This window comes from Cupriavidus basilensis OR16 (genome assembly GCF_000243095.1).
GTDB lineage: Bacteria > Pseudomonadota > Gammaproteobacteria > Burkholderiales > Burkholderiaceae > Cupriavidus > Cupriavidus basilensis_D.
In genome coordinates this window covers 19,815-36,721 of record NZ_AHJE01000051.1, presented here as the reverse complement: position 1 = coordinate 36,721, position 16,907 = coordinate 19,815, and the positions used below count along the sequence as shown (strand labels likewise).

19 protein-coding genes and 1 tRNA gene are annotated in these 16,907 nt (G+C 60.9%); 11 read left to right on the top strand and 9 right to left on the bottom strand.

All coding sequences use genetic code 11. The features are described 5' to 3' along the window. Positions 1 to 887: 887 nt before the first annotated feature. From OR16_RS19570 to OR16_RS19550, 7 genes are all read left to right on the top strand, one after another. Positions 888 to 1,148 carry an AlpA family transcriptional regulator gene (locus tag OR16_RS19570; RefSeq protein ID WP_006159684.1) on the top strand — a complete coding sequence of 87 codons (261 nt, stop codon included), beginning with the start codon at positions 888 to 890 and terminating at the stop codon, positions 1,146 to 1,148. Between the two features lie 13 nt (positions 1,149 to 1,161). Continuing rightward, entirely contained in the window at positions 1,162 to 1,914 is a 753-nt protein-coding gene (locus tag OR16_RS19565; protein ID WP_006159683.1) for a PspA/IM30 family protein, read from the top strand. Positions 1,915 to 1,916: 2 nt separating this feature from the next. Beyond that, a complete protein-coding gene (locus OR16_RS19560; RefSeq protein WP_006159682.1) occupies positions 1,917 to 2,132 on the top strand; it encodes a hypothetical protein in 216 nt (71 codons plus the stop codon). Continuing rightward, on the top strand, positions 2,132 to 2,428 hold the full coding sequence (locus OR16_RS41545) for an ogr/Delta-like zinc finger family protein (protein ID WP_337459852.1): 297 nt from the start codon (positions 2,132 to 2,134) through the stop codon (positions 2,426 to 2,428). The genes OR16_RS19560 and OR16_RS41545 overlap by 1 nt, the downstream gene beginning before the upstream one ends. A gap of 347 nt (positions 2,429 to 2,775) precedes the next feature. Next, positions 2,776 to 2,952, top strand: a complete 177-nt coding sequence (locus OR16_RS44610; RefSeq protein ID WP_006159680.1) for a hypothetical protein — start codon at positions 2,776 to 2,778, stop codon at positions 2,950 to 2,952. Beyond that, the gene (locus OR16_RS19555; protein ID WP_006159679.1) at positions 2,945 to 3,283 is read left to right on the top strand and encodes a DUF1484 family protein; all 339 of its coding nucleotides are present in this window, start codon (positions 2,945 to 2,947) and stop codon (positions 3,281 to 3,283) included. Before OR16_RS44610 ends, OR16_RS19555 begins: the two co-directional genes overlap by 8 nt. A gap of 10 nt (positions 3,284 to 3,293) precedes the next feature. Continuing rightward, positions 3,294 to 6,104 carry a toprim domain-containing protein gene (locus tag OR16_RS19550; RefSeq protein ID WP_050983031.1) on the top strand — a complete coding sequence of 937 codons (2,811 nt, stop codon included), beginning with the start codon at positions 3,294 to 3,296 and terminating at the stop codon, positions 6,102 to 6,104. A 419-nt stretch (positions 6,105 to 6,523) separates the two neighbouring features. Here OR16_RS19550 and OR16_RS43580 read toward each other — a convergent pair whose 3' ends face one another. Continuing rightward, the gene (locus OR16_RS43580) at positions 6,524 to 6,835 is read right to left on the bottom strand and encodes a hypothetical protein (protein WP_141639891.1); all 312 of its coding nucleotides are present in this window, start codon (positions 6,833 to 6,835) and stop codon (positions 6,524 to 6,526) included. A gap of 565 nt (positions 6,836 to 7,400) precedes the next feature. Here OR16_RS43580 and OR16_RS43575 point away from each other — a divergent pair. Together OR16_RS43575 and OR16_RS19545 are read left to right on the top strand one after the other, a co-directional pair. Continuing rightward, on the top strand, positions 7,401 to 7,880 hold the full coding sequence (locus OR16_RS43575) for a hypothetical protein (protein WP_141639890.1): 480 nt from the start codon (positions 7,401 to 7,403) through the stop codon (positions 7,878 to 7,880). A 74-nt stretch (positions 7,881 to 7,954) separates the two neighbouring features. Continuing rightward, positions 7,955 to 8,359 carry a hypothetical protein gene (locus tag OR16_RS19545; RefSeq protein WP_006159677.1) on the top strand — a complete coding sequence of 135 codons (405 nt, stop codon included), beginning with the start codon at positions 7,955 to 7,957 and terminating at the stop codon, positions 8,357 to 8,359. A 131-nt stretch (positions 8,360 to 8,490) separates the two neighbouring features. On the opposite strand, the gene OR16_RS19540 is transcribed toward OR16_RS19545, so the two are convergent. From OR16_RS19540 to petA, 7 genes are all read right to left on the bottom strand, one after another. Beyond that, entirely contained in the window at positions 8,491 to 9,696 is a 1,206-nt protein-coding gene (locus tag OR16_RS19540) for a tyrosine-type recombinase/integrase (protein WP_006159676.1), read from the bottom strand. Positions 9,697 to 9,871: 175 nt separating this feature from the next. Further along, positions 9,872 to 9,947: transfer RNA gene (locus OR16_RS19535), tRNA-Thr, on the bottom strand. Between the two features lie 61 nt (positions 9,948 to 10,008). Beyond that, entirely contained in the window at positions 10,009 to 10,506 is a 498-nt protein-coding gene (locus OR16_RS19530) for a ClpXP protease specificity-enhancing factor (protein WP_006159675.1), read from the bottom strand. A 63-nt stretch (positions 10,507 to 10,569) separates the two neighbouring features. Then, the gene (locus tag OR16_RS19525; protein ID WP_006159674.1) at positions 10,570 to 11,181 is read right to left on the bottom strand and encodes a glutathione S-transferase N-terminal domain-containing protein; all 612 of its coding nucleotides are present in this window, start codon (positions 11,179 to 11,181) and stop codon (positions 10,570 to 10,572) included. Positions 11,182 to 11,443: 262 nt separating this feature from the next. Further along, positions 11,444 to 12,187: a cytochrome c1 gene (locus tag OR16_RS19520; protein ID WP_006159673.1), complete on the bottom strand. Its 744-nt coding sequence runs from the start codon at positions 12,185 to 12,187 to the stop codon at positions 11,444 to 11,446. Positions 12,188 to 12,224: 37 nt separating this feature from the next. Further along, a complete protein-coding gene (locus OR16_RS19515) occupies positions 12,225 to 13,628 on the bottom strand; it encodes a cytochrome b (protein ID WP_006159672.1) in 1,404 nt (467 codons plus the stop codon). A gap of 2 nt (positions 13,629 to 13,630) precedes the next feature. After that, positions 13,631 to 14,248 carry a ubiquinol-cytochrome c reductase iron-sulfur subunit gene (gene petA / locus OR16_RS19510; protein WP_006159671.1) on the bottom strand — a complete coding sequence of 206 codons (618 nt, stop codon included), beginning with the start codon at positions 14,246 to 14,248 and terminating at the stop codon, positions 13,631 to 13,633. Between the two features lie 212 nt (positions 14,249 to 14,460). Here petA and mscL point away from each other — a divergent pair, with 212 nt between their 5' ends. Continuing rightward, positions 14,461 to 14,892, top strand: coding sequence for a large conductance mechanosensitive channel protein MscL (mscL, locus tag OR16_RS19505; RefSeq protein WP_006159670.1), 432 nt, complete (start codon positions 14,461 to 14,463; stop codon positions 14,890 to 14,892). Between the two features lie 55 nt (positions 14,893 to 14,947). Here the strand turns inward: mscL and OR16_RS19500 are convergent, their stop codons facing one another. Next, positions 14,948 to 15,694, bottom strand: a complete 747-nt coding sequence (locus OR16_RS19500; RefSeq protein ID WP_006159669.1) for a Nif3-like dinuclear metal center hexameric protein — start codon at positions 15,692 to 15,694, stop codon at positions 14,948 to 14,950. Positions 15,695 to 15,713: 19 nt separating this feature from the next. Here OR16_RS19500 and OR16_RS19495 point away from each other — a divergent pair, with 19 nt between their 5' ends. Then, positions 15,714 to 16,907, top strand: a complete 1,194-nt coding sequence (locus OR16_RS19495; protein ID WP_006159668.1) for a Do family serine endopeptidase — start codon at positions 15,714 to 15,716, stop codon at positions 16,905 to 16,907.

Below are 16,907 nucleotides of genomic sequence, written 5' to 3'. Positions count from 1 at the left end.
CGCACAAGAGGACTGCCGACCGGACCGCATAAATCTGTGCGGAAAATGCATAGATTCGCATGGTTGTTTGTGCACCTGGAGGGGTTCACCGCCTCAGCATTGAAGCGGGCAGGAGGGGGCGGCGCAACTGCATAAAAACCACTCAATAAAGCGAGCCGGCGAGGCGGGGTCTCAACCGCGCGCCAAGGGGTGCAGTCCCCGAGGGCAGCCGTTTGTTCAACATGCGAAACGAGGCAGAGAGAACGCCGCGCTGCGCCGGGGGCGCCGTGCTGGTGCGCGCACTAGCGTGGTAGATGACGAGCCGTTGCGCCACGCTATGAAGCGGAGTCGCCGGCGAGCCCTCGCGGCTTGGAGCTGAGCTGGCCGGAAGCGGCGTCCAACGGCGTAGCGGTATTCTCGAGCGACGCCCTGCATAGCTTGTCGCCCCATGGGCGCGCCGCAAGAAGCCGAGCTGCCTGGTCATCTACCGTCCCCGCTCTTCGGCCCAGTGTCCAAGCCTGCTGGCCGCATTACCCTCCTCACAGATCAACGGCCCAACTGCACTAGCTCGACCGGAGATCACTCAACCATGCTCAATTGCGCTCAACAGAAATTGAGTTCCGTTGAGCAATAGATGGCGGCAACAACCCCACGGCCACCGCGGCTAGCAGCCACGGACCTTCCCTGCTGAACGTTAGCAAGGACATGTGGAGCCATCGCTCAAGAGCAACCAAAGGATATTGCGTGGCATTGGGCGCTGAATCCGGAGAAATGCGGTTTTGTTGTATGGCGGACTCCCACAACAAGCATCGATTGTTGAACTCGGCCAGTTTTTGGACACTGCACTCGCTCCAAGCAAATCCGAGCGATACCACCCGCATCCATTCGCACAATCAGGAGTCCAGATGATGAACCACCACGCTGACGCGCATTCAGCGCCTCGCTTCGCGCCGCCAGCGCATGTCTTGGCTGGCAAGCCTGCCGCCGAGCGCTTCATGCGTTTGCCTGAAGTCATTGCCACCTGCGGACTATCCCGCTCTTCGATCTACGACGGCATGCGCCGAGGCGATTTCCCTCAGCCCGTGCCGCTCGGCGGCAAGAGCGTTGCTTGGCTCTCCAGCGAGATCCGGCAGTGGATGGACTCCCGCATTGCGGCACGTCAGAAGTAAGCGAGAACACACCATGGAAACCACACTTCCCGAAATCCCCCCCTCCTTGCAGGAGGCTATCGAGCGATATCAGCAGGCACGCAGTGCGTTTGAGACGGCTCGCGATGCCGCGGCGCGGATCGCCGGCGATCTGATCAAGCATCAGAAGTCAGCCGAGGCGTCGGAAACTGAAGCGCAGGCGGCCAGACTTGAAGCTGCCAACCTCATGCGCAACGCTGCCGCGCCACTGAAACAGATACGCGACCTGAAGGCCAAGGAGCGCGCCGCATATACCCAGGCGGAGGACTATCGCGGCATCGTTGCTGATATGCAGTTGGCCGTCGACGAAGCCAAGCTCAATGCCGGTTCCGCAAAAAGCAATGAGCACACGCGATTCTGTGCGGCAATCACCGTCTATGCCGATGTCGCCATGAAGCATGCTGCACAGACGCTTGGGCCTCTGTTCGCGGCAATGGAGCTTGTCGAATTGGCCTATGCCCTCGAAGGCCACCACGGCACGACATGGGGACAATTGGGATACGACAGCCCACGTGATGCGATGCACGATCGGGTCCGGAAAATCATCCAAAACGCCTACACCGCCGCGAAAACCAAACTCACTGGTGACAAGGTGATGGGAATGCTCAAACGGCCCAATGGCCTAGATGCCGTTGAGACTACTAGCCCTGTCGGGCGTCACGTCAAGCGGATTGAACTCGAGAAACGCAAAGCGGAGCTGCTGCGAAGCGGCTTTGCCCTCCCAACGTCACAGTCGGATGGAGCTTGACCATGAACGCCAAATGCCCGAAGTGCGGCACCCTGACCGATATTGACGCCTACCACACCCACCCCAATGGTAAGCGCGAAGGTGTCTATCGCTGTTTCTCGCGAGGCTGTTGGAACACCTTCATGCGTCCGGTGAACGAGGACAGCCGCCGTGATGCCGGCACGGAAACTTTCAGCCACAAGCCGAAGACAGTACCGACCATCAAGACCGACTGTTAATGCGATTGGCGGCCTGTCATCGCTGCTCACGCGCCGTCAATCTCCCATCCCTCTGGAGCCCATTCATGAAGATCAATTGCCCACACTGTGGGGCCGTTGCGCATATCCGGACAAGTCGGCCTGTGTCGCGCATGACGAAGGAGATGTACTGCCAGTGCACCAACGTCGAATGTGGCCACACGTTTGTGGGACTCGTGGAGGTTGTGCGCACGCTCTCACCCAGCGGCACCCCTGACCCGGACATCGCGCAGCAACTCGCGGCGCGGTCCAGCCAGCAAGCTCCGGCAGCCTCCTAGCTTCGCCGCGCTCGCTGCCCTGGCGGCGAGCGCACTCCACACCACATGAAGCGAGGCGCACCTGCTCAGCTTGACACCTACCCCGAGATGATCAAGAATTCAGTCGCCACCGAAACAGCGGTGGCCGGGCGTCGAAACCCGAATAACACACGGCGGACAGCCGCTTTTCGCGGCTTTTTTCACGTCCGTTTTGCCTTCGCGCGCCTAAAGTTACTATGGCGGGCCGGGCGGGGCAGCCTTCGGGCTGGCCGGTTGCCGTGTGTGCCGGTTTTCGACCCCCGCTGTCTGGCCCGCCACCCCTCACGTCGAAATGAGCGGCGGGCCTCCATACACACACGGAGGCCACAATGGTTAATACCTTCGCTCGTCCTGAGCAAACCGCTTTCCCCAAAATCCTCGCCATCGTCCGCGCTGCCTTGCGCGAAGCCATCGCTGCGCCCACCGATCGCGCGTCGCTCGACGTGGCGGGTGCCGCCCTGGTGGCAGTTGCCGCTATCGCCCAATCGGAGGTGGCCCATGTCTAAGAGCAACCGATCCGCCCACACGCTCGCCCTCTTCCGTCAACGTGACCTGATCGCGCAACTCCTGAGTCAGATCAACCCGACCAACAAGCGCGCGAAGGCGCAGCTCGGCGCCGCAGTCACGCAGATCCATTCCTTAGGCGACTGTATCCGCGAGACGACCCAGGATAGTTGCTCCGAGCTGCTGGACGTGAGCGCCGGCCTCGATGGCATCCTGAAACTGCTCGACTTGCAACGAGACAAATCGCCCGAGCACTACAGCCTCTATTGCCTGTTGACCCCGTTGAAACGCCAGTTGGACGACGCGCTGAGCAACGTCCATGACATGCTGTGAAGGGGCAATGATGCAGACACAGCACAGCCCCGCAATGCGCACGTGGTTCGATCAGCTCAAGCGCGATATCGACCTGCACGACCTAGCCGAGCGCCTGGACCTGCGCCGCAACGGCAACAAAGGCAACTATCGCAGCCCACACCACACCGACAGCAATGCCTCGCTGTCTATCTTCGAACAAGGCCGCGCCTGGAAAGATTGGTCGACCGAAGCCGGTGGTTCCTGCATCGACCTGGTGCGCCACTGCATGCCCGAAGTGGCGACGCCGATGGAGGCGGCCAAGCTACTTGGACAGTGGTACAGCATCCCCATGCCGGCGAACGATGCCAGCTCGCTGCCGGTCCGCAAGAGCACAGAGGAATACATTGCGGATCGTTGCCGCCAGAACCCCGAGCCGGTGGTGGCCTACCTGGCCGGACGCGGCATCGCGGAAACCGTCAGCCGCCGCGCCATCAAAGCCGGCACGCTGGGGTGGAATACCTGGCACAGCACCAAGGTGCCAGCGGGCGAGCCCGGCCACGGCGGCCCGGCTGCCGCTTTCATCGTCCGTGCACTGGACGGCGCGCGCGTAGTGGCAGTGGATCTGCGCTACGCCGATCTGGCACGCAACGGCACCGTCAAGACACAGTGCCAAGGCGACAAGCTGGGGCACGGCTGGACCAGTGATGCCACACGCCTGCGCCGCGCCCATACGGTCTACGTCGTGGAGAGCCCCATCAATGCGCTGTCCGTCGAATCGTGTCATCTGCCGGACGGCTTCGCCGCCTTCGCCACACGCGGCACCGCCAACGTCGACAAGATCGATTGGAGCTTCCTGAAGGGCAAGCGCGTGCTGATCGCGCTCGATCACACCGATGCGGTGAACGAGCGCACTGGCCAGCGCCCCGGCCTGGCTGCGGCGTGGAAACTATCGGAGACGCTGACCGCCGCGGATATCGGCTCCCTGCTGGTGGATATGCAGGACTGGGACGAAGGCGAAGACATCAACGACGTACTCCAAAAGCAAGATGCTGACACCCTCACGGCCCGCATGAAGCGCCTGGAGGCGTGGTTAATTCCCGGCATGCCGGGCGGCGGTGAGCGCCTGGCCGGCAGCGCCCGTATCTTCCTGCCGCGACATGACTTCGAAGTGTATTGGCGCTTTCGCGTGAAGGAAGATTTCACGCAATACGTGGACAGGTACAAGGACGTGGAAGACGACGACGGCGATGGCAACAAGCGCCGGAACGAGGAGCTTTCCGATCTCTGCTCGTTTCGCGTGGCCGGCTTCTCCCGGCTGTGCATTCAAAGTCATCTAGCCACCATCAATGGCACGCCGGACAATCAGCCCGAAACCGTGTTCGGCATCAGCGCCCAGGTGGCGCGCCACGGCGCGACGCTGCAACGCGAAGTAGTTGGCAACGACAAGCTGTACAACCTCGAATGGTGGCGCGGCAAGTTCGGCCACATCTGGATGCCAGCGCAGTTCGCCCGCATGGTCAACGTGCTAGAGCGCGCCGCCGACCTGGGCGCGCGCGACGTCGTGAACTTCGTGGGTCTCGCCTGGCGCAGCGGCGAGTTGGCCTCGCTGGAGGGCAGCGACTGCTATTTCACCGAGCCGCAGAAGCAGTGCCTGTACTACAACATGAGCTTCCCGCGTGGCAGCGCTGAGAATGCCCGCACGGTGATCACGGCCTATCAGGCTACCTTCCGGGGCAATGCGGCCGCCATCGGCCTCGTATGGGCCTTGGGTGCCCATTTGAAGACCATCCTGGGCTTCTATCCGCACCTGCAAATGCAAGCGGAGAAGGGCTCGGGCAAATCCAAGCTGTTGGAGAGCCTGCAAGCCACGCTGGCCTTTCAGGTGTTGTCCGGGCAAATGCTCAAGACCGACCACCGCCGCCGCGCGTCCGTGTCGTGGACTTCACAGCCGGTAGGCTGGGACGAATTTTCGAAGCTGCCGAAAATGGTGCTGTCGGATATCGATGGATTGCTGCAAGCCACCTACCGCTTCGAGTTCACCCGCGTAGGCGCCGCGCTCACGCCCTACCTGATGTGCGCCCCGGTATTGCTGGCCGGCGAAGAGGTGGACGTGGAGAGCCTGCAATCCAAGATCTGCCGCACCTCACTGTCGGTGGCAAAGCAAGGCGACATCATCCCGCATAGCCTGCCGCAGTTCCCGCTACGGGAATGGCTGCAATTCCTTGCCAGGCAGCAGCCGGACAGCATCCGCGAGCTGCACGCCGCCTTTGTTGCGCAGTGCCAGCAGCGCAGCCGCGCCGCGAGCAGCGATGCCACCGCGCGCCGCATGATGGAGAACTACGCCGCCATGTTGACGGCCTGGGCGCTGCTGGCCGAGTTCGCCGGCATCGATGTGGACCAGGGCGGCTTTGCCGAGGACCTGATAGCGGAGATGAACAGCCACATTGCCGACACGGACGGTACCCGCCTGCCGTGGGTCTGGATCATGGAGATCCTGTTGTCCGAGCTGGAGGCGCGCCGCTTCGAATTTCCGTACTGCTGGGATGAAATCGTGACCGCCGACGGCAAGCGGGAAATGGCGTTGTTCCTGCGGCCCAATCACGTGATGGACCATATTTCGACCGCGCCACACCTGCGGGCCAAGTTCGACAGCTTGCCCATCAAGACCGGGCGCGTCTTCAAGCAGCAACTGCTGCAATCCGGTGTGGTGCCGGAGCATGGCGGCAAGCTCATGGACGACGTGGAGAAGCGCATCCTTGCCCGGCGCCATGCCCACCTGACGGCGATCAGCTTGGCCAAGCTCGAGCAGCTCGGCCTGCATGCGACGCCGACACCGGAGAATTACCGCCTACCGCCATAGCGCCGCCACCCCGCCCTCGCAAAGCCCGCCCAGTGCGGGCTTTGTCTTGCCCGCTCGGCCACCGTACCTGGTTGCCGACGGCGAGCCGCCAGTCAGCTGGTCCAGCTCCCCAACTGCGGTCCGGTGCCGCCCGCGCTTTGTCAACATGCCGAGCGCCAATGCTGACATGCGGAGCCGCCGGTATTGCCATTGCCATGTCGAGATCTTCAATGTGCCGCGGCTAAGGGGGTTGCAGGTTGCAAGTGCCCCGCCCATGGCTAAGCGCCGCCCATCGAGCGCCAGCCCGCCGATCCGGCGTGCACCCCTTGCCGCCAGCGCTGTCCCAAGGCCAAGCCAGGCCAGCCGCCGTCCCATCTTTGCAGCCCACACAGTCGAAAAAAACCGTGGTTCCGCGGCATTTCTTGCTAAGTGCTTGTTTTTTAACGAAAGGCATCCCACGGTTTGCCTCCGAAATGCCACGGTTTCTCTGTTTTTTGCCACATTACTGCTTTCGTCCCTGTTCTCTCCCTTCTCTGCTTCTTTTTCTTTTTTCCTTTTAAAATCAAAGAGAAAGAGAAAGAACGCAGTGAAAAAGGAAGCGGGAGCCGTGCCACGGTTTCGGCGCGCTGCCTATTTTTTAGGCCACGGAATTTTTGCCGTGCCACACCCCAAACCGTGGCAATTCGTGGCATACCAAACCGTTGATCCATAAGGCTTGACGGGCGACCTTGGGGGCCTTGCCACGGTTCCACGGGTATTTTTGCTAGTGTGCTCCCGGAGCGGGATTCTTCAGTCGGCTAGGGGTCCTCAATCTGGGGACGCCTTTGAATGCCTCCACCACCACCAAATCGCTCTGCCGATGCTCAAGGTGTCAGCAAGCTGCTGCCTCCATCCAGGTCGGCTGAGCCCGAACATTGGACTTAGAACGCCTAAGGGGACAGCACGCTGCATACACCTCGCCGAAGGAGCGCATACGCGGAGGATGATCATCCAGCAAAGTGGGGATTACCAAACTGGTAGTACCTGGAACTCTTGGCAACCGCCTGCGTATTGCCTGCCGGCCTGCAACCGCGCTACAGAAAGGTGCCCGCAGATTGCGGTAACCTTGTATTAATGTTCTGTGTCCTGACCTGGCTCCGGCTAAGGGCGATCATCCTCGCCAAGTAGCATCTGGGACTGGTGGAAAGATCCACTTGGTCGCTGGCGACAGTCTCGGGCGGCTAGCGAGGACAGAGAATTGCATACGGCGCCGAGCCTTCAGGTGTCGAGATCTCACGATAAAATTGATACCCGTATAATATTTATCAATCGCAAACCATGGCAAATGTCTATCTTATTACCGGGTTCAACAACTGGGGCAAAACCCATCTGATCAAAGCGCTGTTTGGCAAGGAAGCCTTTCGAAAGGGAGTAACCCACTCGCACGCAGGAAATGAATTCTGCGTGATTCCGCAATCGAACGATGACCTCGGCCAGGCGGGATACGCCAAAAGGTACGGTGAGTACATCGCCTCGTTAGACAAAAAAGGGATTACCCCCACGCACATTCTTTCAGCATTCTGCCCAACCGGAGAGCCTCACAATGACTCCGCAAAATTAATCAATTCGCTTTATCGAAATGATGATGTGCACATGATTCTGTTGAAACACAAGTGGTGCGGTCACGCACAACTTCAGATCAGATCCATTGAAGATTACTATGCAGGAATAAGAAATCTGAAAATTCATTCTTTAACCCAAACGAATCCAAACAATAAGCTCGCAGACCTCAAATCATTGCTAGCACCAATACTCTGAAACCCACCCTAATAGCCCCACCAACTCCATTCAACCGTCAGGTGCGCAGCTATTCGGCCAAAAGGAACTACGACATGCTTGAATTCGTCATCGACAAGCTTATTGGCCTCCTCGGCCCCATCGCTACGTTATCCAAAGAGAAGCGAGAGCTTAAGGACAACGCGCTGCGAGCAATATCCATGGCACTTTTGGAAACCAAGCTGTACTACCGTGATCGGGCAAAAGGAAAGCCGCGAAACATGGATGTTGAAGCACAACTTTCGAAGTATTGGGGAGCTGCGGCCATCCCGCTTCGCCACATCGACCAGGAACTCGCGATGACTTGCGAGTACAAAGCTGATTTCTGGACAGATCCTGATAACTGGTCGGACGAAGAATTGGAACGTGTAGGCATCAAGCTTGAAGATGTTACCAAAGCATACAGAGACATCGCCATGCCGAGGTTTTCTAGAGCCACTCCGACAGCCCGCAACGGTTAACTCCTCTCGGCATGTCAACCGCACCCAGCCAATCCTCGAAACTGAGCGAGTGCTTCAAAGTCGATTATTTTCCTTCCTTTTGGATGCTTTCCAAGCGAGGCTGACATGAGGAATTACAACCTACCACTTCCTCAAGCTACGCCGTTCAGGGGAATAATCTTGGCGCCAGCGGCCAGCTGATCGAGATAATCCGCCCAATGCTGCATCATTCGTCGGCGCTCGGGAAGGTACTGTGCATGGTTGTATGCCGCACGGACTTTGTTGCGCTCCACATGCGCAAGCTGGCGCTCGATCACGTCCGGGCTATAGCCCATCTCGTGAAGCATTGTGGAGGCGAGCCCACGAAAGCCGTGCCCTGTCATGCGTGAGTGATAGCCAAGGCGATACAGCCCGTAGAGGATTGTATTGTTGCTGATATGCCCGGCACCGCGCGCGCTGTAAAACACGTGGGGGCGCCCTCCTGTCAGCTTCTCCACTTCGCGCAAGAGGCTGATTGCCTGCCGCGAGAGAGCAACGATGTGGGGATCGCGCATTTTCATGCGCTCGGCAGGGATCCGCCATTCGGCCGCATCGAAATCGATCTCCGACCAGTGCGCGCCGATGAGTTCGCTCGTGCGCACGAATGTGAGTGCGAGCAATTGCATGGCTACCCGCGTCACCAAATCGCCGTCATAACCACGGATCTTGCGCATCAGCTCAGGGATCTCGTCAGGACCAACCCGCGCCATGTGCTCCACCTTGCTGACCTTCAGGGCTCCCTTCAGGTCACCGGCCGGGTTGTAGGTGGCTCTGCCTGTGGCAATGGCATAGCGGAACACCGTGGAACAGCGCTGGAGCAACCTGGACGCGATCTCTAGGGCATTGCGACTCTCCACCTTCCGGAGCGTCATGAGCAGTTCGGGCGGGGTGATCTCCGCGATTGGCCGGGCCCCGAGGTCCGGGAAGACGTTGAGCACGAGCGAGCGCAGGATCTTCACTGCGTGATCGTCGGTCCAAGTATCGACCTTCTTTTCATGCCACTCGCGCGCGATCACCTCGAAAGTACTGGCGTGAGCCACAGCCGCCGCCTGCTTGGCTTCCTGCTTTGCCTTGGAGGGGTCTATGCCGGCAGCGATCAGCTTGCGCGCCTCGTCCCGAGCTGTACGGGCCTGCGCCAGGCTGACCGCCGGGTAGACCCCAAGCGCCAGCCGCTTCTCCTTACCGGCGATCCGGTATTTGAGGCGCCAGTACCTGGAGCCCCCAGGGGTGATCTCCAGATACATGCCCAACCCATCGGCAAGCTTGTAGGGCTTCTCCTTGGGCTTGGCGTTGCGCACAGACACGTCGGTGAGGGGCATGTGGAACTCCTTGGGGGCATAAATCCACCGTCGGTGGGCCGATGCCCCCCATTGTGCCCCCTGAGTCTCCCGGATGCCAATGGACCCTGGCGGACGTAGGCAAACAAAAAACCCGCGTAGATGCTTGATCTCACGCGGGTTTCTGGACTTCACTGGACTGCTTGGTACTTGAAACTGGTGCCGGCTGCAGGACTCGAACCCGCCACCTGATGATTACAAATCAACTGCTCTACCTGATGAGCTAAGCCGGCATGTTTGGTGCAGACCGCGATTCTACTGCATGCGGCGCAAATTGACGATGCCTTCCGGTGCTTACTTCACTACCTTCAGCGAAGGTTTCTTGGCGCCGATGCGGGACACGGGTGGCGGCGTGGGTTCGTCGTCGCCGTTGTGGTCTTCATTGGCTTCCGCGGTGACCAGCGGCTCGCTTTCCACCGAGGACAGCTTGGGCGGCGGGTTGTTCTCGCGCTCGGTTGCTGCCTGGGTTTCGGGCACGCTGCGCTCCACGGGGAACGCCATGCCCTGGCCGTTTTCGCGCGCGTAGATGGCGAGCACGTTTTCGATGGGCACCTCGATCTTGCGCGAAATGCCGCCAAAGCGGGCGCTGAAGCCAATCCACTCGTTGCCCATGTCCAGCCCGCTGGTGGCGTCGAAGCTGACGTTAAGCACGATTTCGTTGTTCTTGACGAACTCGCGCGGCACGCTGGTGTTGGCGTCGACGAAGACGGCGATGTACGGCGTGAAGCCGTTATCCGTGCACCACTCGTAGATGGCGCGGATCAGGTAGGGCTTGGTGGAGGTTTCAGGCATTGTGCTTCCAGTGGCGCAGTCCGGCGGCCCGAGGCGAGCTTGTCGCTTCGGGCCGGAGCCGGTTTAGCGGCGCATCACCTTTTCAGACGGGGTGAGCGCTTCGATGTAGGCCGGACGGCTGAAGATGCGTTCGGCGTACTTGAGCAGCGGCGCGGCGTTCTTCGACAGTTCGATGCCATAGTGGTCCAGGCGCCACAGCAGCGGGGCGATGGCGACGTCGAGCATCGAAAACTCTTCGCCAAGCATGTACTTGTTCTTGACGAAAATCGGCGCGAGCTGGGTCAGGCGGTCGCGGATGGCGGAGCGGGCGCGTTCGTGATTCTTCTCGGCGGCCTTGCCCTTTTCGTTTTCGAGGGCGTAGACGTGCGTGAAGAGTTCCTTTTCGAAGTTGAACAGGAACAGGCGCGCGCGGGCACGCTGCACCGGGTCGGCCGGCATCAGCTGCGGGTGCGGGAAGCGCTCGTCGATGTACTCGTTGATGATGTTCGACTCGTACAGGATCAGGTCGCGCTCGACCAGGATGGGTACCTGGCCGTAGGGGTTCATCACCGAGATGTCTTCCGGCTTGTTGAACAGGTCGACGTCACGGATCTCGAAATCCATGCCCTTTTCGAACAGGACGAGGCGGCAACGTTGGGAGAACGGGCAGGTGGTGCCCGAATACAACACCATCATGGTTGGATTCCTTTGATGCGGGGTCGATTGACTGGATCGGTATTCTGGCAGAACCGATATAGAGAAAGCAAATTAGAGATTCTTGAGGCACATTAAAGTGCTCCCGACACGCACTAAAGACGTCTTAAGCGCACATTCATCAGATATTGCACCTGCTGCCTGTAAAGCAAAAGGGCTAGCGCGGGGTTGCTCTGCACAACACCCGCCCCAGCCCCTTGCTCTCCCCATCGGACCAGCAGGTCTTCCGGGGCTTTACCGCGCTTTACTTGATGTCTTTCCAGTACGAAGCGTTCAGGCGCCAGGCGAAGACGGTGAACACGCCGAGGAACATCAGCACCCAGACGCCCAGGCGCTTGCGCTGGTTCTGCGCGGGTTCCGCCATCCAGTCCAGGAAGCCAACCAGGTCGCTCGTGGCCTGGTCGTACTCGAGCGTGCTCATCTTGCCCGGGGTGAGCTGCTCGAAGCCGGCAAACTTGTGCACCTTCTCGCCGTGCTCTTCCGCCTCGACGAACTTGGCGGCGCGCTGGCCTTGCAGCTCCCACAGCACGTGCGGCATGCCGACGCTCGGGAACACCAGGTTGTTCCAGCCCGTGGCGCGGTTGTCGTCACGGTAGAAGGTACGCAGATAGGTGTACAGCCAGTCGTCGCCGCGGGCGCGGGCGATCACCGACAGGTCCGGCGGCGTGGCACCAAAGAAAGCCTTGGCTTCCTTCGGCGGCATGGCGATGGTCATCATGTCGCCCACCTTCTCGCCAGAGAACAGCAGGTTCTGGCGGATCTGGTCGTCGGTCAGGCCAATGTCCTTGAGGCGGTTGTACCGCATCATGGACGCGCCATGGCAATTCAGGCAGTAGTTGACGAACAGCTTGGCGCCGCGCTGCAGCGAGGAAAGATCGCTGGTCTGCACGGGCGCCGGCTCGAGGGGGTAGCCCCCTTCGTTGGCCATGACGGGCGCGGCGGCAAAGCAGGCGCCGGCCAGCGCGAGAATCGAAAGCAGCTTTTTCATCTTTTGTCCTTGTGCTCTTGTCGGGGTACGTCCGGGCTCAGTGCGGGTGGAACGTGACACGTTCCGGCACTGGCTTGAACTGGCCGACTCGGCTCCATAGCGGCATGGTCAGGAAGAAGGCGAAGTACAGCAGGGTGCCCAGCTGCGACACCTTTTCACCAACCGGCGACGGGGGCTGCACGCCCAGGTAGCCCAGCACGATGAACACCACCACGAACACGGCAAGGATGGTCTTGTGGAAGGACGGGCGATAGCGGATCGACTTTACCGGCGAGTGGTCGAGCCACGGCAGGAAGAAGAGGATCACGACCGAGCCGCCCATCACCAGCACGCCCCAGAACTTGGCGTCGATGAAGTAGAAGCCCACTGCCAGGATCACGGCGATGGCAAGCGCGCCAAACTTGATGCGGGCGTCCTTGCTACGCAGGAACACCAGACCGAGCAGCACCGCGAAGAACACCCACAGGATCGGCAGGAAGTTCGAGGTGGTGGCGCGCAGCATCGAGTAGAACGGCGTGAAATACCAGACCGGCGCGATGTGCGGCGGGGTCTTGAGCGGATCGGCCGGGACGAAGTTGTTCGACTCCAGGAAGTAACCGCCCATCTCCGGGAAGAAGAAGATCACCGCGGAGAAGATCATCAGGAAGCCGCCCACGCCCATCAGGTCGTGCACCGAGTAGTACGGGTGGAAGGGGATGCCGTCCAGCGGCACGCCATTCTCGTCCTTCTTGGCCTTGATCTCGACACCGTCCGGGTTGTTCGAGCCCACTTCGTGCAGCGCGATGATGTGCGCGACCACCAGGCCCAGCAGCACCAGCGGCACGGCGATGACGTGGAAGGAGAAGAAGCGGTTCAGCGTGGCATCGCTCACGACGTAGTCGCCGCGGATGAACAGCGACAGGTCGCCGCCAATCACGGGGATGGCCGAGAACAGGTTCACGATCACCTGTGCGCCCCAGTATGACATCTGGCCCCAGGGCAGCAGGTAGCCCATGAAGGCCTCCGCCATCAGGCACAGGAAGATCAGGCAGCCGAAGACCCAGACCAGCTCACGCGGCTTGCGGTACGAACCGTACAGCAGGCCACGGAACATATGCAGGTACACCACCACGAAGAAGGCCGAGGCGCCGGTGGAGTGCATGTAGCGCACCAGCCAGCCCCAGGGCACCTCGCGCATGATGTACTCCACGCTGGCATAGGCCACGGGGATGCCAGCGGCGTTGAGCGTGCCGTCCGGCTTGTAGTTCATCACCAGGAAGATGCCGGTGACGATCTGGATCACCAGGACCAGCAGGGCGAGCGAGCCGAAGAAGTACCAGAAGTTGAAGTTCTTCGGTGCGTAGTACTTGGAAAGGTGGTCTTCCCAGAGTTGCGTTGCGGGGAAGCGCGCGTCGATCCAGCCAAGCAGGCCGGTCGTCTTTACTTGTTTTTCGGCCGCCATGGTCAAGCGTCTCCTTTTTCATCCTTGCCGATCACGATCTTGGTGTCGGACAGGAACTGGTACGGGGGTACGTCGAGGTTTTGCGGAGCCGGCTTGTTCTTGAACACGCGGCCAGCGAGATCGAACGTCGAGCCGTGGCAGGGGCAAAGGAAACCGGGGTCGGAGCCGAGCTGGGGATTGGAACCGGGGCCAAAGGGGCCGGAGGGCGAGCAGCCCAGGTGGGAGCAGATGCCCACCACGACCAGCAGGTCCTTGTGGTCTGCGCGGGAACGGGTTTCGTTCTTGCAGTACTCGGGCGTTGGCATGGTGAAGGGGACGTCCGAGCTGGGGTCCGCCACTTCGGAATCGGTCTTCTTGAGCGACGCGAGCATTTCCTCGGTGCGCTTCAGGATCCAGACTGGTTTGCCGCGCCATTCAACGGTCATCATCTCGCCCGATTTCAGGGCACTGATGTCGGCTTCTACCGGAGCTCCGGCGGCCTTTGCCTTCTCTGACGGCGCAAACGTACTGACGAACGGAACAGCTACCGCCACGCCTCCGATGCCGCCAGCGACTGACGTCGCAATCAACCAATTGCGGCGACCCTTATCCACGTTCTTCACGTTTTGCTGGTCACTCATTCCAAACCCCAGGGGATGTCAAATTAGATTTTGCGTCAACCGTAAATTGTACCTTAGGCACATGTGGCATTGAAAGGCACACAGTGATTGTGCGACGTACGATAATCGGCCACAAAAACGGCGATGTGGCCTGTACGCTTGCGTTACAGCCGGTGATGGGGCAGGCTTTTATCCTGACGACCGTTCAACGAAAGCAACACTGGGAGAAAAGCATGGGGATGATGTCGGAGTTCAAGGCCTTCGCAATGCGGGGCAATGTGGTCGACCTGGCAGTCGGTGTGATTATCGGCGCCGCGTTTGGCAAGATTGTCGACTCCGTGGTGAATGACCTGATCATGCCAGTGGTGGGCCGCATTATTGGCAAACTCGACTTCTCCAACCTTTTCGTGGCGCTGTCCGAGCCGCCGGCGGGCGTGCCGCATACGCTCGACGCGCTTAGGAAAGCCGGCGTTCCCGTATTTGCCTATGGGAATTTCCTGACCATTCTGGTCAATTTCATCATTCTGGCTTTCATCATCTTCATGATGGTGCGCGCCATCATGAAGATGCGAGCCGCCGAACCGCCGCCGGCGCCGGCTGCCACGCCCGAGGACGTGGTGCTGCTGCGCGAAATCCGCGACAGCCTGAAGGCACGCCAGCCCTGAGGCAAAACCAGGCATGCGAACCGGCCACCACGCCGGGCTCGCGGCAACACCGAGTTCAAACCGGGTTGGGAATATCGATAAAGGTATGGCGCAGGCCGAATTGCTGAGCCAGGTGCTCGCCGAGCGACTGGATGCCATAGCGCTCGGTGGCGTGATGCCCCGCCGCCAGGTAAGCCACGCCGCTCTCGCGCGCCAGATGGGTGGTCTGCTCCGAGATCTCGCCGCTCAGGTAGGCGTCCACGCCGGCCGCCACCGCCGCGTCCAAGTAGCCCTGGGCTCCGCCGGTGCACCAGCCCACGGTGCGGATCAACTGCTCGGGATCCCCGATGGCAAGCGGCTCGCGGTTGAGCACGCCGCCCACATGCGCCGCCAGTGCGCAGAGCGGCATGGATTGCGGCAAGGTGCCGGTCCAGCCGAGCTGCCCCTCGCCGAAGCGCCCGGTGGGCGTGAAGCCAAGCTGCAAGCCCAGCTGGGCATTGTTGCCGAACTCGGGATGGTCGTCGAGCGGCAGGTGATAGGCGAACAGATTCACGTCAGCGCCCAGCAACCGCTTCAAACGGGCGTGCTTTTGCCCGATCACGCGGGCATCCTCGTTTTTCCAGAAGTAGCCGTGATGGACCAGGATGGCATCGGCGCCGGCCTCGATGGCGGCTTCGACCAGGGCCAGGCTCGCGGTCACGCCGGTTGCGATGTGCTCCACCTCGGGGCGGCCTTGCACTTGCCATCCGTTAGGGCAATAGTCTTTGTATCGAGGCACTTGAAGCAGGTCGTTCAAGTACAATTCAAGATCTTTTGTTTTCATATCCTGCCCAAAATCCAATATGTTGCGCCGCTTTTGGCTGTTCTTTGCTCAGGCTGTCACCGTCGTGCTGGCAGTGTGGTTCGTCGTGGCCACGCTCAAACCCGAATGGCTGCAGCGCGGCCGGGTGGCCGTGCAATCCGGTTCGCCCATCGTCGCGCTGAAGGAAGTCGTCCCCAATGTGGCCGGCTCCTCCGCGCCGGGCTCCTATAGCGAGGCGGCCCAGCAGGCGATGCCGGCGGTGGTAAACATCTTCACCAGCAAGAACGGCAATAAGCAAACACCCAATCCGCAGGCAGAAGATCCCTGGTTCCGCTTCTTCTTTGGCGATCGCCTGCCGGAACGCCAGGAGCCGGTGTCGAGCCTTGGCTCGGGTGTCATCGTCAGCGCGGAAGGCTACATTCTAACCAACCACCACGTGGTGGACGGCGCCGATGAGATCGAGGTCGCCCTGACCGATGGCCGCAAGGCCAACGCCAAGGTCGTGGGCTCGGACCCGGAAACCGACCTGGCCGTGCTCAAGATCACGCTCAAGGACCTCCCGGCGATCACGCTGGGGCGTATCGAGAACGTCAAGGTAGGCGATGTGGTGCTGGCCATCGGCAACCCCTTCGGCGTCGGCCAGACCGTCACCATGGGCATCGTCTCGGCGCTGGGCCGCAGCCACCTGGGCATCAACACCTTCGAGAACTTCATCCAGACGGACGCGGCGATCAACCCGGGCAACTCCGGCGGCGCGCTGGTCGATGCGCAGGGCAACCTGCTGGGCGTCAACACAGCCATCTATTCGCGCTCCGGCGGCTCGCTGGGCATTGGCTTCGCCATTCCCGTGTCGACGGCCAAGCAAGTGATGGAGTCCATCATCTCGACCGGCTCCGTGACCCGCGGCTGGATCGGTGTGGAGCCGCAGGACATGACCCCCGAGATCGCCGAGTCGTTCGGCCTCGATGCCAAGGAAGGCGCACTGATCGCGGCGGTGGTCCAGGGCGGCCCGGCGGACAAGGCCGGCGTGAAGCCGGGCGACGTGCTGGTCTCGGTGGATGGACAGAGCATTACCGACACTACCGCCCTGCTCAACGCCATCGCCCAGCTCAAGCCGGGCGCGGCAGCCAAGATGAAGGTCGTGCGTCGTGGCAAGCCAACGGAACTGACGGTGATGATCGGCAAGCGGCCACCGCCGCCGCGCCGGGCCCTGCCGCTGGATGAGGAAGAGTAA